The sequence below is a fragment of the Planotetraspora thailandica genome (assembly GCF_016863335.1).
Taxonomy (GTDB): domain Bacteria; phylum Actinomycetota; class Actinomycetes; order Streptosporangiales; family Streptosporangiaceae; genus Planotetraspora; species Planotetraspora thailandica.
The window spans coordinates 26,963-52,186 of the sequence record NZ_BOOR01000003.1 but is presented as its reverse complement, the minus strand read 5'-3'; the positions used below and the strand labels follow the sequence as shown (position 1 = coordinate 52,186).

Here is a 25,224-nt window from a genome sequence, read left to right as displayed (position 1 = left end):
GATGATGAGCCCGTGGGGGGAAAGGTGAGCGGCGGCCGGCGCAACAGGAGGCCGACCATGGTCGACGTCGCCCGCGAGGCCGGCGTGGCGCTGCGCACGGTCTCGCGCGTCGTCAACCAGGACTCCACGGTCGGCCCCGAACTCGTCCAGCGTGTCCGGGAGGCCATCGCCGCCCTCGGCTACCGCCCCGACGAGCGGGCCCGGCACCTGCGGCTGGGCGTGACCGGCACGCTCGGCGCCGCCGTACGGCAGCTGTCCCACGTCAACCCGGTGCTGCGGGCGGTGGAGCGGGCCGCGCGGGCGGCCGACCTGATGGTGCTGGCGGCCTCGACGGAAGACGACGAGAACCTGGAGCGGCACGTCGTCGAGTCGATGTGCCGGCGCAGGTTCGACGGCATCGTCCTGGAGCCGATCGGCGACGACCACGGCTATCTCGTGCCCGAACTGGAGGCCGGCCTGTCTCTGGTCGCCGTCGACCGCCCCGTGCTCGGCCTCGACGTCGACTGCGTGCTGTCGGACAACCGCTCCGGCATCGAGACCGCCTACCGGCACCTCGTACGGCACGGCCACGACCGCATCGCCTACATCGGAGACGACGAGCGCATCTTCACCGCGCAGGAACGTGCCAGCGCCTTCCGGGCCTGCGTCACCGCGCACGGAGGGCTGCTCGACACGATGCTGCACACCGGCAGGGTGGACGACGGCAGGGTGCACGCCGCCGTGCGCGCGGCGCTCAGCGGCCCTGCCCCGGCCACGGCGATCATCACAGGAAACGCGCAGCTCAGCGTGGAGGTGTTGCGCCACTTGGGGGCGGACGCGGTCGACGTGGCGCTGATCGGCTTCGACGACTCCGAACTCGCCACGCTGCTGCGGCCCGACCTCACCGTGGTGGCGCAGGACACGACCGCGATCGGCACCACGGCCATCGACATGCTGCGGGCGCGCATCGCCGACCCGTCGACGGAGGTGCGAAAGGTGACCGTGCCCGTGGAGCTCATCGCCCGGGGCTCGGGCGAGATCCCCCCGGCGTCCTGAGGGCCGGTCCGGCCCTCAGGACGTGCGAGCGGAACGGTCAGGCGCCCATCGCGTGCACGCCGCCGTCGACGTGCACGATCTCACCCGTGGTGGCGGGGAACCAGTCCGACAGCAGCGCGACGCACGCCTTGGCGGCGGGGGTGGTGTCGGCGAGGTCCCAGCCGAGGGGCGCCTTGCCGGGCCAGCTCTCCTCGAACTCGCTGAACCCGGGGATGCTCTTGGCCGCCATCGTGCGCAGCGGCCCCGCGGCGACCAGGTTGACCCGGATGCCGTGCTTGCCGAGGTCGCGGGCGAGGTAGCGCGAGGCGGACTCCAGGCCGGCCTTGGCCACGCCCATCCAGTCGTAGACGGGCCACGCCTTGGTCGCGTCGAAGTCGAGGCCGACGATCGAGCCGCCGTCCTTCATCAGCGGCAGGCAGGCGACGGCCAGCGACTTGAACGAGTACGTCGAGACGTGGAGGGCGGTGGAAACGTCCTCCCACGACGTGTTGAGGAAGTTGCCGCCGAGGCAGGTCTGCGGGGCGAACCCGATGGAGTGCACGACCCCGTCGAGCCCGCCGACGTGCTCACCGACCCGGTCGGCCAGGGTGTCGAGGTGCTCGTTGTTCTGTACGTCGAGCTCGATCACCGGCGGCGGCTCGGGCAGCCGCTTGGCGATGCGCTCCACAAGGCTGAGGCGGCCGAAACCGGTCAGCACGACCTGGGCGCCTTCCTCCTGGGCCAGCTTCGCCACGTTGAAGGCGATCGAGGAGTCGGTGAGGACGCCGGTGACCAGCAGCCGCTTCCCGTCCAGCAAACCCATGTTCAGCTCCAGTCTCTCGTCGGTCCGGCCAGTGCGTGCAGGTCGTTCAGTGGCCCATGCCCAGGCCGCCGTCGACCGGGATGACCGCACCCGTGATGTACGACGCGTCCTCGCTGGCCAGGAACCTGACCACCCGGGCGACCTCCTCGGCCTTCGCCTGCCGGCCGAGCGGGATGCTCTTGCGGATCGCCTCGTGCTGGGCCTCGTCGAGCACGGCCGTCATGTCGGTCTCCACGAAGCCGGGCGCCACGACGTTGACCGTGATGCCGCGGGAGCCGAGCTCGCGGGCCAGCGACCTGCCGAAGCCGACCATACCGGCCTTGGAGGCGGCGTAGTTGGTCTGACCGGCCGAGCCGGACAGGGCGACCACAGAGGAGATGAGGATGATCCGGCCGCGCCGCAGCCGCAGCATCGGCCGCACCGCGCGCTTGGCCACGCGGTAGGCGCCGGTCAGGTTGGTGTCGATGACGTCGGTGAAGGTCTCTTCCTTCATCATCGGCAGCAGGGTGTCCTTGGTGATGCCCGCGTTGGCGACGACGACCTCCACCGGACCGTGCTCGGCCTCGACCTTGTCGAAGGCGGCCTCGACGTCGGCGGTGCTGGTCACGTCGCAACGCACTCCGAACAGACCCTCCGGGGGCTCTCCCGAGCGATAGGTGACGGCGACCGCGTCTCCCGCGGCGGCCAGTTCACGAGCGACCGAAAGACCGATGCCCCGGTTTCCACCGGTGACCAGTACAGAGCGTGCCATGAGACCGACGGTATCGCTTACCCGCTGGTAAACCCCTTGTCCGCTGGACACAAGATCACAGGGTTAGGATCGTGGACATGCGCCAGATCGATCCCGACTTTCTCGCCCTGCCACTTCGGCGACTGGCGGACGCGGCTCTTCAACGCGCCCGTGACCTGGGAGCCGAGCACACCTCATTCCGTCTGGAACGGGTCCGCGCGGAGACGCTACGCCTGTTCGACGCCCGCCTGGAAGGCTCCATCGACGCCGACGACCTCGGCTTCGCCGTACGGGTGATCAAGGATGGCACGTGGGGGTTCGCCTCGGGGATCGAGCTGACTCCCGAGGCGGCGGCCCGCGCCGCCGAAGAGGCCGTCAGGGTCGCCGCGGTGAGCGCGCCGATCAACCGGGAGCCGATCGAGCTGTCGCCCGAACCGGCCTACTCCGACGTGACCTGGGTGTCGGCCTACGACGTCGACCCGTTCGACGTGCCGCTGCGCGACAAGGTGGCCCTGCTGGCCGAGTGGTCCTCGGGCATGCTCGGCGCCGTCGACCACGTGTCGGCCTCGCTGATGCAGGTCAAGGAGCAGAAGTTCTACGCCGACAGCGCGGGAACGGTGACGACGCAGCAGCGGGTCAGGCTGCACCCGTCGCTGACCGCGATGAAGACCGACGGCGACCGCTTCGACGACATGCGCACGCTCGCCCCGCCGGTCGGCCGGGGCTACGAATACCTCACGGGCACCGGATGGGACTTCCCCGCCGAGCTGGCCGAGATCCCCGAGCTGCTCGCCGAGAAGCTCAAGGCGCCGTCGGTGGACCCGGGCTCCTACGACCTGGTCGTCCACCCCTCGAACCTCTGGCTGACGATCCACGAGTCGATCGGCCACGCGACCGAGCTCGACCGCGCCCTGGGCTACGAGGCGGCCTACGCGGGCACCTCGTTCGCCACCTTCGACAAGCTGGGCACCCTCCACTACGGCTCGCCGGTCATGAACGTCGTCGGCGACCGTACGGCCGGGCACGGTCTGGCCACGGTCGGCTGGGACGACGAGGGCGTGGCGGGGCAGTCGTTCGACATCGTCAAGGGCGGCACGCTCGTCGGCTACCAGCTCGACCGGCGCATGGCCCTGCTGAAGGGCTTCGGCCGTTCCAACGGGTGTGCGTTCGCCGACTCCCCCGGCCACGTGCCGATCCAGCGCATGGCCAACGTGTCGCTCCAGCCCGCCGAGGGCGGCCCCTCGACCGACGAGCTCATCTCGCGGGTCGAGCGCGGCATCTACGTCATGGGCGACAAGAGCTGGTCCATCGACATGCAGCGGTACAACTTCCAGTTCACCGGCCAGCGCTTCTACAAGATCGAGAACGGCCGGCTGGCAGGGCAGCTGCGTGACGTCGCCTACCAGGCGACGACCACGGACTTCTGGCGGTCGATGGAGGCCGTCGGCGGCCCGCAGACCTACGTGCTCGGTGGCGCGTTCAACTGCGGCAAGGGCCAGCCGGGCCAGGTCGCGCCCGTCAGCCACGGCGCCCCGTCGGCGCTGTTCCGCGGCGTGCGGATCCTCAACACCGTCCAGGAAGGTGGAAAGTAATGACCACGCCACAGGAGACGGTCGAGCGGGCGCTCGCGCTGAGCGAGGCCGACGACTGCATCGTGATCGTGGACGAGGGGTCCACCGCCAACCTGCGTTTCGCGGGCAACACGTTGACGACCAACGGCGTCGCCAGGTCATCGCAGCTGACGGTGATCTCGATCGTCGGGCAGGGCGTGGGCGTCGTCTCCCGCGCCGCCGTACGGCCCGACCAGCTCGCCGACGTGGTCGCCGCGGCCGACAAGGCCGCGCGCGACGCGCAGCCGTCGGAGGACGCGCGCCCGCTCGTCCAGGGCGCGGCGTCGGGCGACTGGGAGCGCGGTGTCGAGCCGACGTCCATCGAGGTGTTCCGCGACTTCGCCCCCGCCCTCGGCGAGGCCTTCGCCACCGCCGAGTCCTCGGGCAGGAAGCTGTACGGCTTCGCCGAGCACATCATGACGTCCACGTTCGTGGGCTCGTCCTCCGGCCTGCGGCTGCGCCACGACCAGCCGACCGGACGGCTGGAGCTGAACGCGAAGTCGCCGGACATGTCCCGGTCGGCCTGGACCGGCGTGGCGACGCGCGACTTCGCCGACGTCGACGTGGCCGCCCTCGACGGCACGCTGGCCCAGCGGCTCGAATGGGCCAAGCGGCGGATCAGCCTGGAGGCCGGTCGTTACGAGACGATTCTGCCGCCGACCGCGGTCTCCGATCTGATGATCTATCTGTACTGGTCGGCCGGGGCCAGGGACGCCGCCGACGGCCGAACCGTCTTCTCCAAGCCGGGCGGCGGCACGCGCGTCGGCGAACGGCTCTCGCCGATCCCGGTGCGGCTCTACAGCGACCCGGCCTACCCGGGCATCGAGAGCGCGCCGTTCACGGTGGCGCACGCCTCCAGCCGGGAGCAGTCGGTCTTCGACAACGGCGTCACGCTCGGCGCGACGGACTGGATCTCCGAGGGCACGCTCACGAACCTCCTGCAGACGCGCCACTCGGCCGAGCTGACCGGTCTGGCCGCCACGCCCCAGATCGACAACCTGATCATGACGGCTCCGGGCAGCGGGCGGTCCCTGGAGGAGATGATCGCCTCCACCGAGCGCGGGCTGCTGCTCACCTGCCTGTGGTACATCCGCGAGGTCGACCCGCAGACGTTGCTGCTCACCGGCCTGACCAGGGACGGCGTCTACCTCGTCGAGAACGGCGAGGTCGTCGGCGAGGTCAACAACTTCCGGTTCAACGAGTCGCCGGTGGACCTGCTGGGCCGGCTCACGGAGGTGGGCGCCAGCGCGCAGACGTTGCCCCGCGAGTGGAACGACTACTTCACCCGCGCCGTGATGCCGCCGATCCGGGTGCCCGACTTCAACATGTCGACCGTCAGCCAGGCCAACTGACGCCGCTCGGTCTCACACCGTCTCACTCGGTCTCACTCTGCCGGCATGCCGCGGCCGGGGGCGCACCGCGCTCCCGTCCGTGCGCATGTTCGCCGCGTGCCGCACGTACGGCCGGCATCGCCGTCTAGCCCGCGTCCTCCAAGCGGAAGCCGACTTTCAGGCCGACCTGGTAGTGGGCGATCTCACCGTCCTCGATGCGCCCGCGCACCTCGGTCACCTCGAACCAGTCGAGGTGCCTGAGCGTCTCGCCGGCCCGGCGGATGCCATTGCGGATGGCCTTGTCGACGCTCTCCCCCGAGGTTCCGACGATCTCTGTCACCCGGTAGGTACGGTCCGTCATCGTGTTCTCCTCTGCCTGCCGTCCGGCCGTGATCGTATCGCCACGGCGCTGGAGTGACCGGACCCTCGGAGGTCTACGGTGGAGGGGTGAACCCATGGCGCAGGCTCAGAAGGGGCCCCGTCGTGCACAGCGTGACGGACGCCCCGCCCTCACTGTCCGACGACCTCAGACGTCGCGAGATCAGCTATCTGATCAAGATGGGCATCCGGCTCGTCTGTCTCATTCTCGCCGTCGCGCTGCCCGCCCCCTGGCCGGTCAAGGCCCTGCTCGTCGCCGGCGCCGTGCTTTTGCCGTACCTTGCCGTAATCGGGGCCAATCAACGAGGTCAGGACGTTAGTTCGCCGCTCGACATGACGGAATCTAACCAAAACGAGATACCACGGCATCGGCGTGAGATCGGGTCGTGACAAAGTCTTGACGCAATCCATGGGTCAGAGGTGTAGAGTCTTAGCCAAGCGCTCTGGTCCCCCGTCGGAGCGCTGGTGCCGGCGTTCCGGGCCCCCGTCGGAACGCCGATGAAAGCGACGCCGGGTGGTTTGCCCCCGTAACCACCCGGCGTCGCGCTTTCCCCGGTGCTTTTCAGAACCGGGGGCTTTTTCATGTCCGGATCCCGTCACGCGTCGCCGGACGACGGTGTGGCCTTCTTCTCCCACTCGCGTGCCAACGCCGACAACCTTTCCAGCACGTCGGGCGCCGCCGTGCCTGCTCCCTGGGCCAGGCCGGCCAGATAGGCCGTGAGCGGCGCGGCGGGCCGCGCGACGCCGTGGGCCACGTCCCTGGTCAGGTCGAGCACCGCGTTCCTGTCCACCCGGGCCGGGTCGATGCCGAGCTCCTTGCAGACGAGCGCGGTCCACTCCTCAAGCACGTTCATTGCGCACTCCTCGATGGTGACGGTCACGGGCGGCTTGCCCGTTCATCTGTCAGGACCGGCCTCCCCCGCGCGGGCGCGGGCGGCGCCGAGGTCGTCCATGGTGTCGCAGTCGAACCACGGCGCGCGGCCGTCGCCGGAGGCGGGCAGCCGTACGAGCACCGGGTCGAGCGGGCCGAGCAGGCGGTGCAGCGACCCGCCTGTGTAGCCGGACAGGGCGCCGGTAAGCGCGGCAGTACGCCATACCCCGGTCAGCCACTGCTCCCGGCCGCCGTCGTCGACGAGCACGGCCCCCGACGCGGTGCGCGGAGCCGCCGCGGCGTCGTCGTGCATGTCGTCGTGCGCGGCGCGCAGCAGGGCGGACACGTGCGCCGCCGTCAGGAAGGGCAGGTCGGCGGCGAGCAGCGCGACCCACGGCGCGCTCACGTGCACGAGGCCGGCGCACAACGCCGGCACGGGACCGCCTCCCGGCGGCTCCTCCCGCGTGACGACAGCACGGGCGAGCGGGGAGCCCTCGGCCCCGGCCGCGTCACGCGGCGGCCCGACGACGACGAGCACGCGGGCGTCTGCGACGGACGACGCGACGCGCTCCAGAAGACTCCTGCCGCCCACGAGCGCGCCCGGCTTGTCCAGACCGCCCAGCCGCTCCGCTCTTCCTCCAGCGAGGATCACGGCGTCGTACGGCATGCCTGCCGGGCGGGGGTCGTCCGCACCTCGGTGAGGGGTCTCGGGCACGAGTGCCATGCCGGCCGGCCTCAGCCGCCGATGGCCGACATGGGACGGGCCGGCTGGAGGAACGACGGATCGTCGATGCCGTGCCCCGCCTTCTTGCCCCGGACCGCCGCGATCCATCGTTCCGCGAGGTCGTCGTCGGAGGCGCCCGAACGGAGCGCGGCGCGCAGGTCGGACTCCTCGGTGGCGAACAGGCAGTTGCGCACCTGGCCGTCGGCGGTGATCCTCACCCGGTCGCACGCGCCGCAGAAGGGCCGGGTGACCGAGCCGATCACCCCGACGCGGCTCGGGCCGCCGTCGACGAGGAACAGCTCCGCGGGGGCGCTGCCCCGCTTGCCCGGGTCGTCCTCCGTCAGGTCGAAGGCGTCTCCCAGGTGGGCGAGGATCTCGTCGGCGGTCACCATGTTGTCGCGCTGCCAGCCGTGCTGGGCGTCGAGCGGCATCTGCTCGATGAACCGCAGCTCATAGCCCTTGTCGAGGCAGAAGCGCAGCAGCGGCACCGCCTCGTCCTCGTTGACGCCGCGCATGAGCACTGTGTTGATCTTGACGGGCCTCAGCCCCGCCGTTTCGGCCGCGGCCAGGCCGTCGAGCACGTCCGTGAGCCTGTCGCGATGCGAGAGCCGTACGAACACGTCGCGGTCGAGGGTGTCGAGGGAGACGTTCACGCGGTCCAGCCCGGCGTCCGTGAGGGGCGCGGCGAGCCGTGCGAGCCCGATGCCGTTGGTGGTGAGGGAGATCTGGGGGCGCGGGCGCATGGCCGCGGTCGCGGCGACGATCTCCACCAGCTCACGCCTGAGCAGTGGCTCGCCGCCCGTGAAGCGGACCTCGGTGATGCCGAGCCGTTCCACGCCGATGCCGACCAATCTGACGATCTCGTCGGCGGTGAGCAACTCGGGCTTCGGCAGCCAGTCGAGCCCCTCGGGCGGCATGCAGTAGGTGCACCGCAGGTTGCACCGATCGGTCAGCGACACCCGCAGATCGGTCGCGGTCCGGCCGAAGGAGTCAACCAGCACGAGGGGACCTCCATGGAGAGAGAAGATCCAAGCCTAAATGTCTCGGGTCTGCATGGCGATAACCCGCCCCGATCACGCTTTGTTCCGAAACGCCACCACGGGTCACCACGCGCCTTCAGCCTATCCCGGTACGGCAGGCTCGCCCGCGCCCGGCTCGTGGCGAGACGCCCTCCGGCCGCCCGGAAAACCGATGGGATCTTCGCGGCGAAATGTGCAAACTGGACCGCGAAGCAGAGGAGATCACCATGCCTGACGAGGTCGCATTCAATCTTTTGTCGTGGGCCAGTGAGATCGACCACGGTGCGATCGAGCAGGCCGCGCGAACCGCACGCCTGCCGTTCGTGGCGGGGCACGTCGCCCTCATGCCGGACGCGCACATCGGCATCGGCGCCACGGTCGGCTCCGTGATCCCCACCGAGGGGGCGATCATCCCGGCCGCCGTCGGAGTCGACATCGGCTGCGGCATGATCGCCACCGAGACGGACCTGTCGGCCGCCGACCTGCCCGCCACGCTCGACGCGCTGATGCCGCTCGTCGAACGGCGCATCCCCGCGGGCGTGGGCAAGGGCCACGAGGACCGATCGGTCGACCGCGCCCTGGGGGAACTCGGGCTGCCGCACACCGACCTGACGCCGAAGCAGGAGAAGACGGTGTCGGCCCAGTTCGGCACGCTCGGCTCCGGCAACCACTTCGTCGAGGTCTGCCTCGACGAGCGCGCCCGGGTGTGGACCGTGCTGCACTCGGGTTCGCGTGGCATCGGCAACCAGCTCGCCACCCGGCACATCGCCGACGCCAAGAAGGCGATGAAGCACCACGGGATCGGGCTGGAGGACCCCGACCTGGCCTACCTGGTGCAGAACACGCCGGAGTTCACCGCCTACATCGAGGACATGCTGTGGTCGCAGCGCTACGCGATGGCCTCGCGGGCGCGCATGGACACGGTGCTCAGCAACGCGTTGTTCCAGGTCGTGGGCAGGGGGAGGCGGGTGCGCACGATCAACTGCCACCACAACTTCACCCAGGAGGAGACCCACCACGGAAAGCGGCTGTGGATCACCCGCAAGGGCGCCATCAAGGCCGACAGCGGCGACGAGGGCGTGATCCCCGGCTCGATGGGGACCCAGTCGTACATCGTGCGCGGGCGGGGCAACCCGGCGTCCTACAACTCGTGCTCCCACGGCGCGGGGCGCAGGATGTCGCGGGGCAAGGCCAAGCGCGAGCTGACCGCGGACTCGCTGACGCAGGCGATGCGCGGCCGTACGTGGAACGCGGGCCGGGCCGCGGCCCTGGTCGACGAGCACCCTGAGGCGTACAAGCCGATCGACCGGGTGATGGAGGACCAGAGGGACCTTGTGGAGATCCGCCACACGCTCCACCAGGTGTTCAACTACAAGGGCTGACCGCCGGGAACGGCGGTCAGGCGTGAGCGGCAGGGTACCCCGCGCGGGGCACCCTGCCGCTTCGACGTTTACCAGGGGATCTGCGCGTTTAACATTGCAGATGCCAGGAATTCTTGGCACCCATGTGGGATTACGCGTGTGAGAAACCGACCGGGCGGGCAGATTCTTCTGGGCGGCCCGCCCGTTCCCGGGCCCCTGCTTCAAGGAGGCGGAATGCGGCCACGTCCGATAGAGGCCCCCCGCACACGGACCGGGCACGTACGGCTCGCGGGCGATCTGCGCGCTCCACGTCTGGTCGCGGTCGCCGACCTGCGGAGCCTCCCCGCCTAGAACGTGGAGGTGGCCTTCCTCTGCCGCACGTCCGGGCACCGGCGGCATGCCTTCACCGGACCTCTGCTCCTCGACGTGCTGCGGGCGGCCGAACCCGCCTTCGACGCCGACGAGCGCAAGGACCGCCTGCGGTTCCTCGTGTCCGTGCTCGGACGGGACGGCCATCGCGCCGTCTTGTCGTGGGGCGAGATCGACCCCGAGTTCGGCCATGTGCCCGCCGTGCTCGGTCTCCACCAGGACGGGCGCGACCTCGGCGATCAGGCGCCCCACCTCGTGGTGCCGGGCGACCGCTGCGGCGGGCGGCATGTCAGCGAGGTCGTGGAGATCCGCGTCTTCGCCGACGACCCCCTCTGGAGCTGAGCCCGCAGCAGAGGCCTTCGCGCCTACCCGAGCTCGGCGATGTCTTCGGCGCTCAGCTTCAGCGCGCCGGCGGCGATGTTCTCCTCCAGGTGGGCCGGCGAACTGGTGCCGGGGATCAGCAGGATGTTCGGCGACCGGGCCAGCAGCCAGGCCAGGGCCACCTGCGGCGCGGTCGCGCCGTGGCGGGCGGCGACGGCCTCCAGGCGCTCGGCCGCGAGCGGCTGGAAACCGCCGACCGGGAAGAAGGGGACATACGCGATGCCGGCCTCCGCGCAGGCGTCGACGAGGGGGTCGTCGTCACGCTGGGCCAGGTTGTAGAGATTCTGAACGCAGGCGATCGGCGCGATCTTGCGGGCTTCCGCGAATTCGGCGGCGCTCACGTTGGAGATGCCCAGATGGCGGATCAGGCCCTCCTCGCGCAGCGCGAGCAGGGTCTCCAGGGGCCCGGACAGCGGCGCCGCGCCGGGGCCGAGGTCCCCCATGCGCAGGTTGACCACGTCCAGGCGGTCCACGCCGAGCGACCGGAGGTTCGCCTCGACGCCGCGGCGCAGGTTGGCGGGCGTGAGGCCGGTCTTCTGCTCCGCAGGCAGGGCGATGTCGGAGCCCTCGACCAGCGCACCCACCTTGGTCACGATCACCAGGTCGTCCGGGTAGGGGTGCAGCGCCTCCCGGATCAGCTCGTTGGCCGCCACACCGTCACGCGAGTAGTAGTGCGAGGTGTCGATGTGGTTCACCCCGAGCTCCACGGCCCGGCGCAGGACGGTCAGGGCGGTCTCCCGGCTGGGCCGGTCGCCCCTGGGCCAGCCGGTCAGCTTCATCGTGCCGTACCCGATCCTCGCGACGCTCAGATCGCCGCCCAGTGCCCATCGTTCAGTCGTCACGTTCGACCACCCTAAACCGCGCGCCCCCGCCCTCGGCCGTCGCACCGCGGTCGCGCACTCCTCAGCGTCGTGGGGCGCGGGACGGGAGCCGCTCGTGCCGCGCGTGAACACGGGCGCGCGGCCACCGGTCAGGCGGGATAGGCGTGGGTCTCCGTCGCCTTGACCGCCGCCCAGATCGCCTGCCCCGCGGTCAGGTCGAGGTCGGCGACGGCCGCGGGGGTGATGTCGGCGGCCGCCGCGAGCGGGCCCGCCAGATGCACGCGCACGTTGTCGCCGTGGCGTTCGATGCCCTCGATCGTCGCCTGCCAGAGGTTGCGCGGCGTGCCGTCCGGGCGGCTCCGGAACAACGCGACGGCCGACGGCGGGAAGGCGATGAACACCGGGCCCCGCAGCCGCTCGGTGACGCTGAAGACCACATCGCCGACCGTGACGTGGTGCTCGTCGGCCTCGCCCCGATAGAGGTTCAGGCCGACCAGCCGCGCGACGTAGTCCGTACGGGGGCGGCGGGCCACCTCCGCCGGGCCGCCCTCCTGCACGACGGCGCCGTTCTCGACCACGACGAGGTGGTCGGCCAGCACCATCGCGTCGAGGGGGTCGTGGGTGACCAGGACGGTCGCGCCGCCGAACTCGCCGAGGTGTCGGCGCAGCCGTGATCTGATCTCCAGCCGGGTGTGGGCGTCGAGCGCGGCGAGCGGCTCGTCGAGCAGCAGCAGGTCCGGTTCGGCCGCCAGCGCGCGGGCGAGCGCGACGCGTTGCGCCTGCCCTCCCGACAGCCGGCCCGGCCGGGACGCGGCCTGCTCGGCGAGGCCGACCCGCTCCAGCCAGGCCGCCGCCGTACGGCGGGCCTCCTGCTTCGAGGCGCCGTGGCAGCGCGGGCCGAAGGCGACGTTGTCGAGGGCGGAAAGGTGCGGGAAGAGCAGGTAGTCCTGGAACACCATGCCGATGGGGCGCCGTTCGACCGGCAGGGTGTGCAGCGCGAGGCCGTTCAGGGTGATGTCCCCGGCCGACAGGGGGGTGAGCCCGGCGAGCGCGCGAAGAGCCGTGGTCTTCCCCGCGCCGTTCGGGCCGAGCAACGCGATGACCTGGCCTGCCTCGGCGGCGAACTCGACGTCCAGGCGGAACCGGGGCCGCTCGACGACCAGGCGGGCGCGCAGGTGGGGATCGCTCATGCTGTCGTCACCCACCGGTCGCGCAGGGCGGCCAGGATCGCGACCGACACGACGAGCAGGAGCAGGCTGAGCACGATCGCCGCGTCCGGCTCGGTCTCCAGTGCGAGATAGACCGCCAGGGGCATGGTCTGTGTGCGGCCGGGGAAGTTGCCGGCGAAGGTGATCGTGGCGCCGAACTCGCCCAGGGCGCGGGCCCAGCACAACACGGCGCCGGCCACGATGCCCGGTGCGATGAGCGGCATGGTGACCCGGCGGAAGACGGTCCAGCGGGAGGCGCCCAAGGTCGCGGCCGCCTCCTCGTAGCGCAGGTCGGCCGCGCGTAACGCGCCCTCCACGCTGATGACGAGGAAGGGCATCGCGACGAACGCCTCAGCGACCACGACGCCCGCGGTCGTGAAGGGCAGGGAGAACCCGAACGTCGTGTCCAGCCACTGCCCCACCAGCCCGCGCCTGCCGAGCACCAGGAGCAGCGCGACGCCTCCGACCACGGGCGGCAGCACCAGCGGGATCGTGACGAGCGCGCGGACCAGCCGCCTGCCGGGGAACGGGACGCGGGCGAGCAGCCACGCCAACGGCACGCCCAGCACCAGGCAGGCCGCCGTGGCGACGGTGGCGGTGACCAGGGAGAGGCGCAGCGCCTCCAGCACCTGCGGCTGTCCAAGCCGCTGCGGCAGCGTGGACCACGGAGCCCGGATCAGCAGCCCGGCGAGCGGCAGCACCAGGAAGGCCATGCCGATCAGCGCGAGCGCGAAGAGCACCCAGGGGACGCTCCCGCCGCGCGGGCTCCGTGTTCGGCGCCGGAGGGGCGAGGTCACGTCAGGCCGCTTCGAAGCCCGCCTTGACCAGCACGTCCTTACCCTGCTGCGAGAGCACCAGGTCGACGAACTTCTTGGCCAGGTCGGGAGCCGGGGCCTTGCTCAGGGCCGCGATCGGGTAGTCGTTGATCGCCTTGTCGGCCTCGGGGAAGTCGATGCCGGTCACCTTTCCCCCGGCGGACAGCACGTCGGTCTTGTAGACGAGGGCGGCGTCGACCTCTCCGAGCTCCACCTTGGTCAGGGTGGCCTTGACGTCCTGCTCCAGGGTGACCGGCGTGACCTTCAGGCCGGCGGCGTCCAGCGCCTTGGTCGCCGCAGCGCCGCACGGCACCTGCTCGGCGCACAGCGCCACCTTGACCTTGGGGTCGGTCAGGTCCTTGAGGTCGTCCACCTTGGCGGGGTTGTCCGCGGGGACCGCGATCTCGAGCTTGTTGCGCACGAAGGTGGTGGGCGCGCCGGCCAGCGAGGCGTCGGTGACCGTCTTCATGGTGGCCGGGCTGGCGGCGGCGAACACGTCGGCGGGGGCGCCCTGCGTGATCTGCTGGGCCAGCGTGGCGCTCGATCCGAAGTTGAAGGTGACCTTCACGCCGGGGTTGGCGGCTTCGAAGGTCTTGCCGAGTTCGGTGAAGGTCTCGGTGAGGGAGGCCGCGGCGAACACCGTCAGGGAGGTCGGGGCCGCGGGCGCGGACGACGAGGGGGCGGCCGTCGCCGCGGCACCCGAATCGCCCGATCCGCAGGCCGACAGGCCCGTGACGAGCGCTAAAGCGACGGGGGCCGCGACGGCCCACCGGGTAAGACGCTTGAGCACCAGGAACTCCTTCATTGAGGTCATGGACGCGCGTGGTCGGGGATCTCCACGACGACGTTGGTGGACTTGATGACGGCGATGGCCACCGCTCCGACCTCCAGGCCGAGCTCGTCGGCCGCCTGGCGGCTCATCAGCGAGACGACCCGGAACGGGCCCGCGGCGATCTCCACCTGAGCCATGACCGCGTCCCTGATCACCTCGGTCACGATGCCGCGGAAGCGGTTGCGCGCCGACGACAGGCCCGAGCCGTCCCCGGCCTCGATCTGAGCACGCGCGAACGAGGCCAGATCGGCGCCGGCGACCATCCGGTGACCGTGATCGTCACGCTGCGCCGGGAGGCGCCCCGCGTCGACCCAGCGCCGCACGGTGTCGGCGCTGACGCCGAGCAGTGCGGCGGCTTCGCTGATCCGGAACGTGGTCACGGCTGTCACCATACCTTCGAAAATACTAGAAAGAGTCGTCGATAAATGGTGCAGACGCTGGGGTTATCAGGTTGTAAGCATCGCATCTGAGATACCCGGCGCCGGGCCGGTCCTCCGCCCGGAAGACGCCGCCCAGGTCCGACCGTACGGCCAGGCCGGACCGGCCGTGCACGCCGGGCGGAGCGCGGGAGCCGGGGCGACGCGGGCCGTGGCGGGTGGCGCGGGACCGCGCCACCCGCGGACTCGTCAGTCCTCCACGGCGAGGATCACGTCGGACGCCTTGATCATGGCGACCACCCGGCCTCCTTCGGCCAGGCCGAGCTCTCTGGCGGCCTCCGTGGTGATCGCGGCCACCAGGCGCGTGCCGTCCGCGTCCAGCTCGACATTGGCGGTGGCCTCCCCGTGGGTGATCGAGGTCACCCTGGCGGGGATCTTGTTCCGTGCGCTCAGACGCATGGCGCCCTCCTTGATCGCAACATCGGTGTTCGCACCATCGAAAAGCCACACCGGCGGACCGGTGCGGCCTTACGACGGTAAGCGACGCCGACGCTCTCGGAGGGGAGCCACGACGCTGCGACCTGCGGCTTCACCGCTCACGCGGCAGGCCGGGGGCGCAGCCCGCGCAGCAGCGTCTCGATCGTGCCGGTGACCACGGAGTCGACGGGACGATCGCCGATCTTGCCGCCGGTGATGACGGCGGCCAGGCCCTGGATGGTGGCGAGCAGGGCCATCGCGACGCGGTCGGGGTCCTCACCGTCGATCTCCCCGTCGGCCTGTCCCGCGGCGATGAGCGCCGACGGCGCGGCGAAGGCCCGGGCGTTCGCCTCCTGGAGCTCGGGGGCGTCGGCGCGGTCCTTGCGCGCGAACATCAGCTCGAGCAGCGCGGGGTGCGTGGTCGCGAAGCGGACGTACGCGCGCGCGAAGGCGATCAGCCGGTCGGCGAAGTCGCCCTCCGCCGCGCCGAGCGCCGCATCCAGCTCGCTCCCGAGCCGCTGGAGGCCGAGGACCGCGAGCGCGTCCAGCAGCGCCTGCTTGTCCGGGAAGTGCTGCCGGGGCGCTCCGTGGCTGACCCCGACCTCGCGGGCCAGTTCCCGCAGGGACAACCCCTGCACCCCGGTCGACTCCAGCTTGCGCTCAGCGCATGCGAGCAACTCCGCCCGCAGATTGCCGTGGTGGTAGCGCGTGATCGTCTCCGACATGACCCCAACCTACTCGCGGTCTAGCCATTGACTACATTTCTAGACAGTGACTAGATTCTAGGCACTGTCTAGATCGAGGGGCATTCATCATGGCAACGTGGCTCATCACCGGCGCGACGTCGGGATTCGGATACGAGCTCACCACACTCCTGCTGGCCCGGGGCGAGCGCGTCGCGGCGACCTCACGGCGTCCCGAGGCCCTGTCGGCGCTCGCGGACCAGTACGGCGACCGCCTGTGGGCCGCCACGCTGGACATGACCGACACCCCGGCGATCCACCGCGTGGTCGGCGAGGCGTTCGCGACGTTGGGCCGGGTCGACGTCGTCGTCTCCAACGCCGGGTTCGGCGTGCTCGGCGCCGCGGAGGAACTCTCCGACGAGTTGCTGCACCGCCAGATCGAGGTCAACCTCGTCGGCCCGATCCAGCTGGTCCGGGCGGCCCTGCCGCACCTGCGCGCGCAGGGCGGCGGGCGGATCATCCAGCTGTCCAGCTCGGGCGGGCAGGTCGCCGACCCCGGGATGAGCGTCTACAACGCGACCAAGTTCGGCGTCGAGGGCTTCTTCGAGTCGATCGCCATCGAGCTCGCGCCGTTCGGGATCGAGGTCACCCTCGTCGAGCCGGGCGGCGCGCGGACCTCCTTCAACGCCAATCTCGCCCTCGCCGACCCGATCGACGCGTACGGCACGGGCATCGTGGGCCAGATCCGCGCCATGCTGACCGGAGGCGCCGATCCGGAGTTCGTGCGCCGGGCGGTGGCCGGCGACCCCGCGAAGATCGCCGAGGCGATCGCCGACTCGGCCGGCGTCTCCCCTGCGCCCAGGCGGCTCACTCTGGGCGCCGGAGCCTACGAGTCGATCGCCTCCGCCCTCGGCGACCGGCTGGCGGCGCTCCAGGCCCAGCGTGAGCTCGCCTACGCGGCCGACGCCGACGACGTCATCGCCTCCCGGGCAGGCAGCTGAGTCGCCTATCGGGCACCGGGCTTGCGGCTCACCGGCTCGACGACATGGCTGCGCAGGTGCTCGTAGACGATGCTGGTGCGCACATCGGCGACCTCGGGCCGCTCGGTGAGCCTGTCGATGACGAACGCGTACAGGCTGTCGTTGTCGGCCACGGCCACGTGCACCAGGAAGTCCTCCGTGCCCGAGACCACGAAGACGCCGATGGTCTCGGGCAGCCCGCTCACCCAGTTGCGGAACGCCTCGATGACCCGCCGCGACGGCGGGCGGATGCGCACGGCGATCAGCGCCTGGACGGGCCTGCCGATCTCCGCCAGATCGACGTCGAGGGTCGCCCCGCGGATCACGCCGCGCTGACGCAGGGCACGGGTCCGGTCGAGGGCGGTCGTCGGCGACACCCCCACGGCGGCGGCGACGTCGCGGTTGGTGCGCCGTGCGTCGTGCTGGAGCTCCCGCAGAATCGCCGTATCAAGTTCGTCCATCTCCGCCATATCGCCAGGCTATCCGAATTAAATACGGATTGCTTGGCTGGAGCACGTATGTCCTCCTACCCTTCAGGGAATATTCCGTACATCGGCTAAGGGGGAACGAACGTGAGCGAGCCGGTCGGGTATGCACCCGAAGAGATCCTGACGGGCGAGCCGACCCGGTCAGCCCGGTTGAAGTGGGTCGTCGTGGTCGACGAGACATTGCCGGCAGGCCGGATCGTCAACGCGGCCGTCTGCGTGGCCGCGGCGACGGGAGCGGCGGTGGCGGGGCTGCTCGGCCCGGACGCCAAGGACGCGAGCGGGCACGTCCACCCCGGCCTTCCGTGGGCGGGCTGCACGATTCTGGCCGCGCCGCCGTCGAAGCTGGCCGAGATCAGGGCCAGGGCGGATGCGGCAGAAGGAGTGTTCGTCGCCGACATGCCGGACCTCGCCCAGGCCACACGCGTCTACGACGAATACCTGGAGCAGGTCTCCGCCTCCGCCGAGCTCGGGTACTACGCCGTCAGCGTCATCGGTCCGCGCAAGACGGTCGACGGCATCGTGCGCAAGTTGTCCCTCCTGCCCTGACCGGGTCTCTCACACCCTGACGGCGGGATAGGCGACCCCGGTGAGCCGCTCGGAGACGTCCCACAGCCGCGCCGTGTCGGCGTCGTTCAGCGCTCGCCGCGGGAACCTCGCCGGTGCCGGGCCGCCGGTGAGCTCGCCGAACCCGCCCGGCCCGTAGTAGGCGCCACCCTCGGCGTCGGGGCTGGTCGCCGCATAGAGGATGGGCAGGACGCCGGTGGGCACCTCCTGCCACATGCCGGGAATGCGGTACAGGAAGGCGTTGAGCAGCCGGGTCCTGGCGACCGCCGCGCCGCCGTACGTGGGACCGGTGACCTGGAGACCGGTGATCGTCGCTCCGGGGTGCGCCGCGTTGCTCAGCACCCCCCACCCCAACTCCCTGCTACGCCGGTCGAGTTCGCGGGCGAACATGAGGTTGGCCAGCTTGGACAGCCCGTAGGCGCGCTGCGGCGAGTATCGCTCGCTCTGCAGGTCGCCGAAGTCGAACCGGGCCCACCAGGCGGCGAGGCTGCTGACCGTCGTCACACGGGCCCGCTCGGCCGCTTTGAGCAGCGGCAACAGGTGCGCGGTCAGGGCGAAATGCCCGAGATGGTTGCCGCCGAACTGCAGCTCGAACCCGTCCTCCGTGGCCACGCGCATGGGCGGAGCCATGACACCGGCGTTGTTGACCAGGAAGTCGATCGGGCGTCCCTCGCCGCGCAGCTCCGCGCCCACCGCCGCGACGCTCGCCAGCGACGTGAGGTCGAGGTGGCGGATGCTCAGGCGCGCGCCCGGCGCGTCCGCGAGGACCCGTGCGATGGCGTCGGCGCCCTTGCGCCGGTCGCGTACGGCGAGGACCACCTCGGCGCCCGCCATCGCAAACCTGCGGGTGAGGCCGAGACCGAGGCCGCTGTTGGCCCCGGTGATCACGGCGAGCCTGCCGGTGAGGTCGGGAACCGTGATGTCCGGAGTCGCGCGCGCCATGAGTGTCTCCACGTGGTGTCGCCGGCGAGATCACCGGAGTTGTTGGGGCAACTATCGATCACCGGAGCGTCCGTGTCACCCCTTGCGGGCGCGTCATCTTCGCGGCCCCTCGCCCTCGCAGGCCGGCTTCCCCGCCCTGTCCTCCGCGCACGGCAGCCGCCGGCGATTTCGCGGAGCGGCGCCGCATCGCGGCATGGATGCCCCTGGTAGACATACCCGAACCGCTGCGGCAAGCTACGAGCATGCGATCACGCGCGGCCGGCATGTGGTGGGGCACCGCCATCGAAGCGCCCGACCCCGGAGCCTTGGCGCGGTTCTACTCCGAGCTGCTCGGTTGGCCCATCGGCCACGAGGAGCCGGGAACGGTGATCGTCCCCGCTCCGCAGGGTGGCGTCTATCTGGTGTTCCAACAGGCCGCCGATTATCAGGCCCCCGTCTGGCCGCCCGCCGACGGCGAACAGCGCCCGATGATGCACTTCGACTTTCAGGTCGGCGATCTCGATTCCGCTGTCGCCGACGCGGTCGCCCTGGGAGCCTCGCCGGCCGCGGCCCAACCGCAGGAGAACGTCCGAGTGCTCCTCGACCCGGCCGGACACCCCTTCTGCCTCTGCCTCGACCAGGACTAGACGCGCCTCTCGGTGCCTGTGGTGGTCAGCCCCGGGGCGCGTACATGATGACGGCCACGCCGATCAGGCAGATACCGGCGCCGACCAGATCCCACAGGCCCGGCCGGAACTTGTCCACCACCACGCCCCAGGCGAGTGACCCGGCCACGAACACGCCTCCGTACGCCGCAAGGACTCGCCCGAAGTGGGAATCAGGCTGAAATGTCGCGACGAATCCGTATGCGCCTAGTGCGATGACACCCGCGGCGATCCACCAGAGCCCCCGGTGTTCCCGCCATCCCTGCCAGACCAGCCAGGCGCCTCCGATCTCGGCGATCGCGGCCAGCACGAAGAGCAGGAGGGAGCGAACGATCGTCACCCTCCGACGGTATCGGGTGGCCACAGCACTCCGGCGTCGCTGCCCTACGACAACGTGATCGCCTGCTCCATGTGCAGCGCCACCTCGACGTTCTCGGCGGCGGTGAGCAGGGAGAGCAGGCTGGGGCGCCATCGGCCTCCCCGTGACGCGCGGCGGTCACCCTGCGAAAGATCACCTTGTGCGTTCCGGCCTTACGTCAGGGATGGTCACAACGAAGTCACGATCACGGCCGGATACCGGCCTCGACGAGCAGACCCACGTCGACGGCCGCGCAAGCGATCGCCGCCGCGAACGGCACCCGTGGCGAGACCCGGCCCAGCACCGCCCCGGCCACGCCGAACACGGCGACCGCGGCCAGCCCCGCCCATCCCACCGCGCCGGGAGGGCCCTGCGGCGCGAAGACGAGAAGCACGGACGCGGCGACCAGCGGCACCGGGATCAGCAGGCGCACCCGGGACACGCCGAGACGTTGCGGCCATCCCCGCACGCCCGTCACCATGTCGGCGCCGATGTCGGGAAGGACGTTGGCCAGGTGGGCCCCCAGGCCGAGCAGGGCCGCGGCGGCGACCACCCACCATGCCGGCCAAGGCCGTGCGGGCAGGCCGGTCAGCACGAAGACCGGCAGGCTGCCGAACCCCACCGCATAGGGCAGCCACGAGAGCACGGTCGCCTTCAGCCACAGGTCATAGGCCCATGCCCCCGCCACCGCGACGAGGTGGACCGTGCCCGCCACCAGGCCGTTCGCGAACGACAACGGGACGCAGGCGGCCAGGGCGACCGCCGCGGCCGCCCACACCGTGCGCACGCCCACCAGGCCGGCGACGATCGGCTTGCTCGCCCGGGCCGCGGCCGTGTCGCGGGCGGCGTCCACGGCGTCGTTGCACCAGCCGATGGACAACTGGCCGGTGAGAATGGCGGCGGCGACGAGAACGCATCCCGCCGCGTCACGGCCCGAGGCGACGGCGAGCACGGTGACCAGTGTGGTGACGGCTCCCGTGGGGCCGGGGTGGCATGCCAGGACCAGCCCGCGTACGAGCCCACCCCTCCCCTTCACCACGCCCCGAGCCTAACCCCCACCTTTAGGTGATGATCACCCCTTTGGGCGTGATCATGCAGAAGTTCGGGCGCGGCGCCGCCACCAGGCACTTGACCGATCGTGATCATGCAGAAGTTCGCCGATGTGGCCCTTGGCCTGCACGAACTCTGCTCGTGATCATGCAGTTGGCCAAATCCAATGGGCGACCACACCTGATAGGCATGGGCACCGAGAAGGCCTTGCCGTACGGCAAGGCACCCCTCTGTGCATGATCACGGATGAGATATGCGCAGGTGAGCGCGGGTGCGCGCGAACTTCTGCATGATCACGATCGGCGTCTCCACAGGCCAAGTGGCATGGACGCGAACTTCTGCATGATCACGCCCCGGGGGGGTGCTGGTCGGGGCCACATTCCCCGAGCTTCTGCATGATCACCAACACGGTCGGGGCCGGTCACATGGCCTGCGCGCGAACTTCTGCATGATCACGCCTCCCCGGGGCGATCAACACCAAGGTAAAGGGTGGGCATAGGGAAGGGTTTGGGCGGGCAAAAGGAACACGAAGGAAGATGCCGAAAGCTCTCCCGGGGGATTATGCATATGACGCGAATCGTGTCCGTCCGCGGAGTCCTTCCCCCGAACCGGTACCCCCAGCGAGAGATCACGGACACGTTCGCCCGGGTCTGCCTCCCGCCCGGCTCGAACCGGCGGGTCCTGGACCGCCTCCACGCCAACGCCGGCGTCGAGCACCGCAATCTGGTACTGCCCCTCGACCAGTACGGCAAGCTCGACGGATTCGGGATGGCCAACGACCATTTCATCGAGGCGGCCGTCGAACTCGGAGCGGAGGCCGTGACCGCGGCCTTGGACGCAGCGGGCCTTTCACCCAGCGACGTCGACATGATCATGTGCACCTCGGTCACGGGCATCGCGGCCCCCTCCGTCGACGCGCGACTGGCCGGGCGCATCGGCCTGCGGCCCGACGTGAAGAGAGTGCCCGTGTTCGGGCTCGGCTGCGTGGCGGGCGCGGCGGGGATCGCCCGCCTGCACGACTACCTGCGCGGCTGGCCCGGCCACGTGGCGGTGCTGCTCTCGGTGGAGCTGTGCTCGCTCACCCTGCAACGCCACGACGGGTCGATCGCCAACCTGGTGGCCGGCGCCCTGTTCGGGGACGGCGCGGCGGCCGTCGTCGCCGTCGGGGACGCGCATGCGCGGGCGTCGGGACCGGAGGTCACCGGCACGCGCAGCCGTCTCTACCCGGCCTCCGACCGGGTGATGGGCTGGGACGTCGGCGACACCGGGTTCAAGGTCGTGCTGGACGCGAGCGTGCCCGACGTGGTCCGCACCTACCTCGCCGGAGATGTCGGCCGCTTCCTCGGCGAGCACGGCCTGACCACGCACGACATCACCACGTGGGTCTGCCATCCCGGCGGGCCGAAGGTCCTCGAGGCCGTCGCGGAGGCGCTGGACCTGCCCGACGGGGCGCTCGACCTGACGTGGCGCTCGCTGGCCTCCATCGGGAACCTGTCGTCCTCGTCGGTGCTCCACGTCCTGCGGGATACCCTCTCCCTGCGACCTCCGCCGCCGGGAACGCCCGGCCTGATGATCGCCATGGGCCCGGGGTTCTGCTCCGAGCTCGTCCTGCTGCGCTGGTAGCCGACCCGGAGGTTCCGGACGTGTCGCTCTGGTACGCACTGCTCGTATTGGTCGTCGGCGCCGAACGGCTGGCGGAGCTGGTCGTCGCCCGCCGCAACCTGCGGTGGAGCCTGTCCCGCGGCGGGGTGGTCGCCGGGCGCGGCCACTATCCCTGGATGGTGGCCCTGCACACGGGCCTGCTGGCCGGCTGCCTGCTGGAGGTGTGGCCGGCCGACCGGCCGTTCGTGCCGACGCTCGGATGGCCCATGCTCGCCCTCGTCGTCGCCGCGCAGGGCCTGCGCTGGTGGTGCATCACCGCCCTGGGCCGCCAGTGGAACACCCAGGTCGTCGTGGTGCCCGGCCTGCCGCTCGTGACCCGCGGGCCGTACCGGCTGACCTGGCTGCGGCACCCCAACTACGTTGCGGTGGCGGTCGAGGGCGCGGCGTTGCCCCTGGTGCACACCGCCTGGGTGACGGCCGCGCTTTTCACCGTTTTGAACGCGGCCCTGATGGTGGTCAGGATCCGGTGCGAGGAGGAGGCCATGGAGGCGCTGGGCAGGCCGCCTGTCAGGACACCGGAATGATCGACGTACTGGTCGCGGGCGGCGGCCCGGCGGGGCTCGCGACCGCCATCCACGCCGCGCTGGCCGGGATGGAGGCGGTCGTGGTGGAGCCGCGCGGCGGCCCCGTGGACAAGGCGTGCGGCGAGGGGCTGATGCCGACGGGCGCGGCCGTGCTGCGCTCGATGGGCGTCGTCGCGGACGGCCGGCCTTTCCGCGGCATCCGCTACGTCGACGGCCGCCATCGCGCCCAGGCGGTCTTCCGCGACGGGCCCGGCATCGGCGTGCGCCGCACCTGCCTGCACGCCGCACTCTCCCGCCGCGCCGCCGAGCTCGGCGTGCGCGTCATCTCCGGCCGCGTCGAGCGCCTGCGCCAGAGCCCGAGCGCGGTGGACGTCGCGGTCCGCGCCACCGGGGGTGGCACGCCGGACGTCCGGGCGCGGTGGCTGGTCGCCGCGGACGGCCTGCACTCGCCCACCAGGTCGCTGCTCGGGCTGGACCCGCCCCCTTCCCTGCCCCGGAGATACGGCCAGCGGCGTCACTACCGGATGACCCCGTGGACGGACTTCGTCGAGGTGCACTGGGCGGCCGCAGGCGAGGCGTACGTCACGCCCGTCGCCGACGACCTGGTGGGCGTCGCCGTGCTGAGCTCCCGGCGCCAGGCCTACCACGACCATCTCGCGGACTTCCCCGACCTCGTCGCCCGGCTGAACGGCCCGGCCGTCACGCCCGTACGCGGCGCCGGGCCGCTGCGCCAGCGGGTGCGCTCACGGGTGCGCGGTCGTGCGCTGCTCGTAGGCGACGCCGCCGGCTACGTGGACGCGATCACCGGAGAGGGCCTGTCGCTCGCCCTTCTCTCGTCCCGGGCCCTGGTGCGCTGCCTTCGGGCCGGTCGCCCCGCCGCCTACGAGGCGGCCTGGCGGCGCCTGTCGCTGCGGCATCGGCTGCTGACCGCGGCACTCCTGCGGGCGCGCCACCATCCGGGGTCCGCCCGGCTGATCGTCCCCGCGGCCCAGCGGCTGCCCGGCCTGTTCGCGGCGGCCGTCCACGCGCTCGCGTGAGCATTTCCCTAATTACGCACACGGCGACGATTCCGGCATGCTCCAGAGAATTGCGGTGAAATTCCTTCGCAATTAAGTGGGCATATTTATCGACTTCCATGCGAGGATCAATCCGTGCGCCCGAAAGCGAGCCCCCTCCTCTGGCCCGGATGACCGGAGGATTCTCACTTGCCCAGTTCAACCGCGCTCGCTCTCGCGGTCGTGACGGGGTCGCTGCTGAGCGGCGGCCTCGCGTTCCTCGCAGGGTTACGCGCCTGCCGTGCGAACCGGCGCCCGGACGCCTTGCGCCAGGCGGCGGCGCAGGCGCGTGAGCAGTTCGGCCGCGACGTGCACGATCTCGTCGGCAGCCGGTTGTGGCTGGCGTCGCTGCAGGGTGAACTCGCCTACCGGCTCGCCGACGAGGACTCGCCTGTGCGGCCCGCGCTGGCCGGCGTGATCGAGTCCGTACGGCAGGCCGCGGCCGACATCCGCAACGTCACCCGGTCCTACCAAGGAATCTCCCTGTGGGCGGAGGCGGCCGACTCCAGGGCCGTGCTGACCGCGCGAGGCATGCACTGCGTGCTCGACCTGGAGCACGTCGACCTGGCCCCCGAGGTGGACGCGGCGTTCGCCGTGATGGTGCGCGAAGCGGTGGCGAACATGCTGCGCCACAGCCGGCCCCGCCGATGCCACATCACGTTGCGCATCACGGTGCGGTCCGAGGGCAGGTCCGCCCTCCTGACCGTGGCCAACGACGGCGCGAACCCGCAGGCGGCCCCGTCAGAGGACGGACACGGCATCGCCAACCTGCGCGACCGGGCCGCCGCGCTGAACGGCACGCTCGACGCGAGCGCGGGCCCGGACGGCTGGTTCCGCCTGGTGGCCGAGCTTCCCGTCCGCGCTCCTCGCTGACCTCCCCACCCCCCAGCGGCGCTGCTCGACCGTGAGGCCAGGACATCTCGTACGCCCGCCTGTGAGTTCCCGCACGCTCCCGGCCTGTCGATGACCCTCATCACGCCCCTCCCATGACACGAATCACGACCGGCTACGTGACGTACACATATGCAGGTGTTGACTTACGTAACTTGGCCCATCCCCCTATTTTCGGAATTCTTTGAAGCGAGCGGCCTAAG

30 protein-coding genes are annotated in these 25,224 nt (G+C 71.1%); 13 read left to right on the top strand and 17 right to left on the bottom strand.

Annotation, left to right across the window (positions count from 1 at the left end; all coding sequences use genetic code 11):
* Window positions 1-12: 12 nt before the first annotated feature.
* Window positions 13-1,035: a LacI family DNA-binding transcriptional regulator gene (locus Pth03_RS00710; protein ID WP_203942087.1), complete on the top strand. Its 1,023-nt coding sequence runs from the start codon at window positions 13-15 to the stop codon at window positions 1,033-1,035.
* A gap of 37 nt (window positions 1,036-1,072) precedes the next feature.
* Here the strand turns inward: Pth03_RS00710 and fabI are convergent, their stop codons facing one another.
* Together fabI and Pth03_RS00700 are read right to left on the bottom strand one after the other, a co-directional pair.
* Window positions 1,073-1,837 carry an enoyl-ACP reductase FabI gene (gene fabI / locus Pth03_RS00705; protein WP_203942086.1) on the bottom strand — a complete coding sequence of 255 codons (765 nt, stop codon included), beginning with the start codon at window positions 1,835-1,837 and terminating at the stop codon, window positions 1,073-1,075.
* Window positions 1,838-1,883: 46 nt separating this feature from the next.
* A complete protein-coding gene (locus Pth03_RS00700) occupies window positions 1,884-2,588 on the bottom strand; it encodes a beta-ketoacyl-ACP reductase (protein WP_203942085.1) in 705 nt (234 codons plus the stop codon).
* Window positions 2,589-2,665: 77 nt separating this feature from the next.
* On the opposite strand from Pth03_RS00700, the gene Pth03_RS00695 reads away from it, so the two are divergent.
* Entirely contained in the window at window positions 2,666-4,159 is a 1,494-nt protein-coding gene (locus tag Pth03_RS00695) for a TldD/PmbA family protein (protein WP_203942084.1), read from the top strand.
* Window positions 4,159-5,529: a metallopeptidase TldD-related protein gene (locus Pth03_RS00690; protein ID WP_203942083.1), complete on the top strand. Its 1,371-nt coding sequence runs from the start codon at window positions 4,159-4,161 to the stop codon at window positions 5,527-5,529. The genes Pth03_RS00695 and Pth03_RS00690 overlap by 1 nt, the downstream gene beginning before the upstream one ends.
* A gap of 124 nt (window positions 5,530-5,653) precedes the next feature.
* Here the strand turns inward: Pth03_RS00690 and Pth03_RS00685 are convergent, their stop codons facing one another.
* The gene (locus Pth03_RS00685) at window positions 5,654-5,869 is read right to left on the bottom strand and encodes a dodecin (RefSeq protein WP_203942082.1); all 216 of its coding nucleotides are present in this window, start codon (window positions 5,867-5,869) and stop codon (window positions 5,654-5,656) included.
* A gap of 122 nt (window positions 5,870-5,991) precedes the next feature.
* On the opposite strand from Pth03_RS00685, the gene Pth03_RS00680 reads away from it, so the two are divergent.
* Window positions 5,992-6,276, top strand: coding sequence for a DUF3099 domain-containing protein (locus Pth03_RS00680; RefSeq protein WP_239118666.1), 285 nt, complete (start codon window positions 5,992-5,994; stop codon window positions 6,274-6,276).
* A gap of 206 nt (window positions 6,277-6,482) precedes the next feature.
* Here the strand turns inward: Pth03_RS00680 and Pth03_RS00675 are convergent, their stop codons facing one another.
* Genes Pth03_RS00675 through moaA form a run of 3 tightly spaced genes read right to left on the bottom strand, consistent with a single transcriptional unit; the run spans window position 6,483 to window position 8,482 of the window.
* A complete protein-coding gene (locus tag Pth03_RS00675; RefSeq protein ID WP_203942080.1) occupies window positions 6,483-6,740 on the bottom strand; it encodes a DUF6457 domain-containing protein in 258 nt (85 codons plus the stop codon).
* Between the two features lie 42 nt (window positions 6,741-6,782).
* Complete coding sequence (gene mobA, locus Pth03_RS00670) at window positions 6,783-7,481, bottom strand: molybdenum cofactor guanylyltransferase (RefSeq protein ID WP_373318471.1); 699 nt, start codon at window positions 7,479-7,481, stop codon at window positions 6,783-6,785.
* 11 nt (window positions 7,482-7,492) lie between these two features.
* Window positions 7,493-8,482, bottom strand: a complete 990-nt coding sequence (moaA, locus tag Pth03_RS00665) for a GTP 3',8-cyclase MoaA (protein WP_203942079.1) — start codon at window positions 8,480-8,482, stop codon at window positions 7,493-7,495.
* A gap of 245 nt (window positions 8,483-8,727) precedes the next feature.
* On the opposite strand from moaA, the gene Pth03_RS00660 reads away from it, so the two are divergent.
* Both Pth03_RS00660 and Pth03_RS00655 read left to right on the top strand, forming a co-directional pair.
* Window positions 8,728-9,882: an RtcB family protein gene (locus Pth03_RS00660; RefSeq protein WP_203942078.1), complete on the top strand. Its 1,155-nt coding sequence runs from the start codon at window positions 8,728-8,730 to the stop codon at window positions 9,880-9,882.
* 339 nt (window positions 9,883-10,221) lie between these two features.
* On the top strand, window positions 10,222-10,572 hold the full coding sequence (locus tag Pth03_RS00655; RefSeq protein ID WP_203942077.1) for a hypothetical protein: 351 nt from the start codon (window positions 10,222-10,224) through the stop codon (window positions 10,570-10,572).
* Window positions 10,573-10,595: 23 nt separating this feature from the next.
* Here the strand turns inward: Pth03_RS00655 and Pth03_RS00650 are convergent, their stop codons facing one another.
* From Pth03_RS00650 to Pth03_RS00620, 7 genes are all read right to left on the bottom strand, one after another.
* Window positions 10,596-11,453: an oxidoreductase gene (locus Pth03_RS00650; RefSeq protein WP_203942076.1), complete on the bottom strand. Its 858-nt coding sequence runs from the start codon at window positions 11,451-11,453 to the stop codon at window positions 10,596-10,598.
* 128 nt (window positions 11,454-11,581) lie between these two features.
* Window positions 11,582-12,622, bottom strand: a complete 1,041-nt coding sequence (locus Pth03_RS00645) for an ABC transporter ATP-binding protein (protein WP_203942075.1) — start codon at window positions 12,620-12,622, stop codon at window positions 11,582-11,584.
* The gene (locus Pth03_RS00640) at window positions 12,619-13,353 is read right to left on the bottom strand and encodes an ABC transporter permease (RefSeq protein ID WP_203942129.1); all 735 of its coding nucleotides are present in this window, start codon (window positions 13,351-13,353) and stop codon (window positions 12,619-12,621) included. The genes Pth03_RS00645 and Pth03_RS00640 overlap by 4 nt, the downstream gene beginning before the upstream one ends.
* A gap of 85 nt (window positions 13,354-13,438) precedes the next feature.
* Entirely contained in the window at window positions 13,439-14,245 is an 807-nt protein-coding gene (gene modA / locus Pth03_RS00635) for a molybdate ABC transporter substrate-binding protein (protein WP_239118665.1), read from the bottom strand.
* Between the two features lie 20 nt (window positions 14,246-14,265).
* A complete protein-coding gene (locus Pth03_RS00630) occupies window positions 14,266-14,667 on the bottom strand; it encodes a TOBE domain-containing protein (protein WP_203942074.1) in 402 nt (133 codons plus the stop codon).
* A 246-nt stretch (window positions 14,668-14,913) separates the two neighbouring features.
* Window positions 14,914-15,123, bottom strand: a complete 210-nt coding sequence (locus tag Pth03_RS00625; RefSeq protein ID WP_203942073.1) for a TOBE domain-containing protein — start codon at window positions 15,121-15,123, stop codon at window positions 14,914-14,916.
* 137 nt (window positions 15,124-15,260) lie between these two features.
* Window positions 15,261-15,866, bottom strand: coding sequence for a TetR/AcrR family transcriptional regulator (locus Pth03_RS00620; RefSeq protein WP_203942072.1), 606 nt, complete (start codon window positions 15,864-15,866; stop codon window positions 15,261-15,263).
* An 89-nt stretch (window positions 15,867-15,955) separates the two neighbouring features.
* Between Pth03_RS00620 and Pth03_RS00615 the strand changes: the two genes are divergently transcribed.
* Entirely contained in the window at window positions 15,956-16,825 is an 870-nt protein-coding gene (locus Pth03_RS00615) for an SDR family oxidoreductase (RefSeq protein WP_203942071.1), read from the top strand.
* 5 nt (window positions 16,826-16,830) lie between these two features.
* On the opposite strand, the gene Pth03_RS00610 is transcribed toward Pth03_RS00615, so the two are convergent.
* Window positions 16,831-17,313, bottom strand: coding sequence for an Lrp/AsnC family transcriptional regulator (locus Pth03_RS00610; RefSeq protein WP_203942070.1), 483 nt, complete (start codon window positions 17,311-17,313; stop codon window positions 16,831-16,833).
* A 102-nt stretch (window positions 17,314-17,415) separates the two neighbouring features.
* Here Pth03_RS00610 and Pth03_RS00605 point away from each other — a divergent pair, with 102 nt between their 5' ends.
* Complete coding sequence (locus Pth03_RS00605; RefSeq protein ID WP_203942069.1) at window positions 17,416-17,877, top strand: DUF2000 domain-containing protein; 462 nt, start codon at window positions 17,416-17,418, stop codon at window positions 17,875-17,877.
* Window positions 17,878-17,886: 9 nt separating this feature from the next.
* Here the strand turns inward: Pth03_RS00605 and Pth03_RS00600 are convergent, their stop codons facing one another.
* Window positions 17,887-18,837: an SDR family oxidoreductase gene (locus tag Pth03_RS00600; protein ID WP_203942068.1), complete on the bottom strand. Its 951-nt coding sequence runs from the start codon at window positions 18,835-18,837 to the stop codon at window positions 17,887-17,889.
* Between the two features lie 242 nt (window positions 18,838-19,079).
* On the opposite strand from Pth03_RS00600, the gene Pth03_RS00595 reads away from it, so the two are divergent.
* Window positions 19,080-19,463, top strand: a complete 384-nt coding sequence (locus Pth03_RS00595; protein WP_239118664.1) for a VOC family protein — start codon at window positions 19,080-19,082, stop codon at window positions 19,461-19,463.
* A 25-nt stretch (window positions 19,464-19,488) separates the two neighbouring features.
* On the opposite strand, the gene Pth03_RS00590 is transcribed toward Pth03_RS00595, so the two are convergent.
* Window positions 19,489-19,821 (bottom strand): YnfA family protein, encoded by a 333-nt coding sequence (locus tag Pth03_RS00590; protein ID WP_203942067.1) that lies wholly within the window; start codon window positions 19,819-19,821, stop codon window positions 19,489-19,491.
* A 223-nt stretch (window positions 19,822-20,044) separates the two neighbouring features.
* A complete protein-coding gene (locus tag Pth03_RS00585; RefSeq protein ID WP_203942066.1) occupies window positions 20,045-20,878 on the bottom strand; it encodes a UbiA family prenyltransferase in 834 nt (277 codons plus the stop codon).
* Between the two features lie 578 nt (window positions 20,879-21,456).
* Here Pth03_RS00585 and Pth03_RS00580 point away from each other — a divergent pair.
* The 4 genes from Pth03_RS00580 (at window position 21,457) to Pth03_RS00565 (ending at window position 25,003) form a co-directional block, all read left to right on the top strand.
* Window positions 21,457-22,512: a type III polyketide synthase gene (locus Pth03_RS00580; RefSeq protein WP_203942065.1), complete on the top strand. Its 1,056-nt coding sequence runs from the start codon at window positions 21,457-21,459 to the stop codon at window positions 22,510-22,512.
* Window positions 22,513-22,532: 20 nt separating this feature from the next.
* On the top strand, window positions 22,533-23,075 hold the full coding sequence (locus Pth03_RS00575; protein ID WP_203942064.1) for an isoprenylcysteine carboxyl methyltransferase family protein: 543 nt from the start codon (window positions 22,533-22,535) through the stop codon (window positions 23,073-23,075).
* Window positions 23,072-24,112 carry an NAD(P)/FAD-dependent oxidoreductase gene (locus Pth03_RS00570; protein WP_203942063.1) on the top strand — a complete coding sequence of 347 codons (1,041 nt, stop codon included), beginning with the start codon at window positions 23,072-23,074 and terminating at the stop codon, window positions 24,110-24,112. Before Pth03_RS00575 ends, Pth03_RS00570 begins: the two co-directional genes overlap by 4 nt.
* A gap of 168 nt (window positions 24,113-24,280) precedes the next feature.
* The gene (locus tag Pth03_RS00565; RefSeq protein ID WP_203942062.1) at window positions 24,281-25,003 is read left to right on the top strand and encodes a sensor histidine kinase; all 723 of its coding nucleotides are present in this window, start codon (window positions 24,281-24,283) and stop codon (window positions 25,001-25,003) included.
* Window positions 25,004-25,224 lie beyond the last annotated feature (221 nt).

Bases quoted from the DNA above. Each gene is read 5' to 3' on its own strand.
- fabI (WP_203942086.1), bottom strand. From the start codon at position 1,837: ATGGGTTTGCTGGACGGGAAGCGGCTGCTGGTCACCGGCGTCCTCACC.
- Pth03_RS00700 (WP_203942085.1), bottom strand. From the start codon at position 2,588: ATGGCACGCTCTGTACTGGTCACCGGTGGAAACCGGGGCATCGGTCTT.
- Pth03_RS00695 (WP_203942084.1), top strand. From the start codon at position 2,666: ATGCGCCAGATCGATCCCGACTTTCTCGCCCTGCCACTTCGGCGACTG.
- Pth03_RS00690 (WP_203942083.1), top strand. From the start codon at position 4,159: ATGACCACGCCACAGGAGACGGTCGAGCGGGCGCTCGCGCTGAGCGAG.
- Pth03_RS00685 (WP_203942082.1), bottom strand. From the start codon at position 5,869: ATGACGGACCGTACCTACCGGGTGACAGAGATCGTCGGAACCTCGGGG.
- Pth03_RS00675 (WP_203942080.1), bottom strand. From the start codon at position 6,740: ATGAACGTGCTTGAGGAGTGGACCGCGCTCGTCTGCAAGGAGCTCGGC.
- mobA (WP_373318471.1), bottom strand. From the start codon at position 7,481: ATGGCACTCGTGCCCGAGACCCCTCACCGAGGTGCGGACGACCCCCGC.
- Pth03_RS00660 (WP_203942078.1), top strand. From the start codon at position 8,728: ATGCCTGACGAGGTCGCATTCAATCTTTTGTCGTGGGCCAGTGAGATC.
- Pth03_RS00645 (WP_203942075.1), bottom strand. From the start codon at position 12,622: ATGAGCGATCCCCACCTGCGCGCCCGCCTGGTCGTCGAGCGGCCCCGG.
- Pth03_RS00640 (WP_203942129.1), bottom strand. From the start codon at position 13,353: ATGGCCTTCCTGGTGCTGCCGCTCGCCGGGCTGCTGATCCGGGCTCCG.
- Pth03_RS00625 (WP_203942073.1), bottom strand. From the start codon at position 15,123: ATGCGTCTGAGCGCACGGAACAAGATCCCCGCCAGGGTGACCTCGATC.
- Pth03_RS00620 (WP_203942072.1), bottom strand. From the start codon at position 15,866: ATGTCGGAGACGATCACGCGCTACCACCACGGCAATCTGCGGGCGGAG.
- Pth03_RS00615 (WP_203942071.1), top strand. From the start codon at position 15,956: ATGGCAACGTGGCTCATCACCGGCGCGACGTCGGGATTCGGATACGAG.
- Pth03_RS00610 (WP_203942070.1), bottom strand. From the start codon at position 17,313: ATGGCGGAGATGGACGAACTTGATACGGCGATTCTGCGGGAGCTCCAG.
- Pth03_RS00600 (WP_203942068.1), bottom strand. From the start codon at position 18,837: ATGGCGCGCGCGACTCCGGACATCACGGTTCCCGACCTCACCGGCAGG.
- Pth03_RS00595 (WP_239118664.1), top strand. From the start codon at position 19,080: ATGCGATCACGCGCGGCCGGCATGTGGTGGGGCACCGCCATCGAAGCG.
- Pth03_RS00580 (WP_203942065.1), top strand. From the start codon at position 21,457: ATGACGCGAATCGTGTCCGTCCGCGGAGTCCTTCCCCCGAACCGGTAC.
- Pth03_RS00570 (WP_203942063.1), top strand. From the start codon at position 23,072: ATGATCGACGTACTGGTCGCGGGCGGCGGCCCGGCGGGGCTCGCGACC.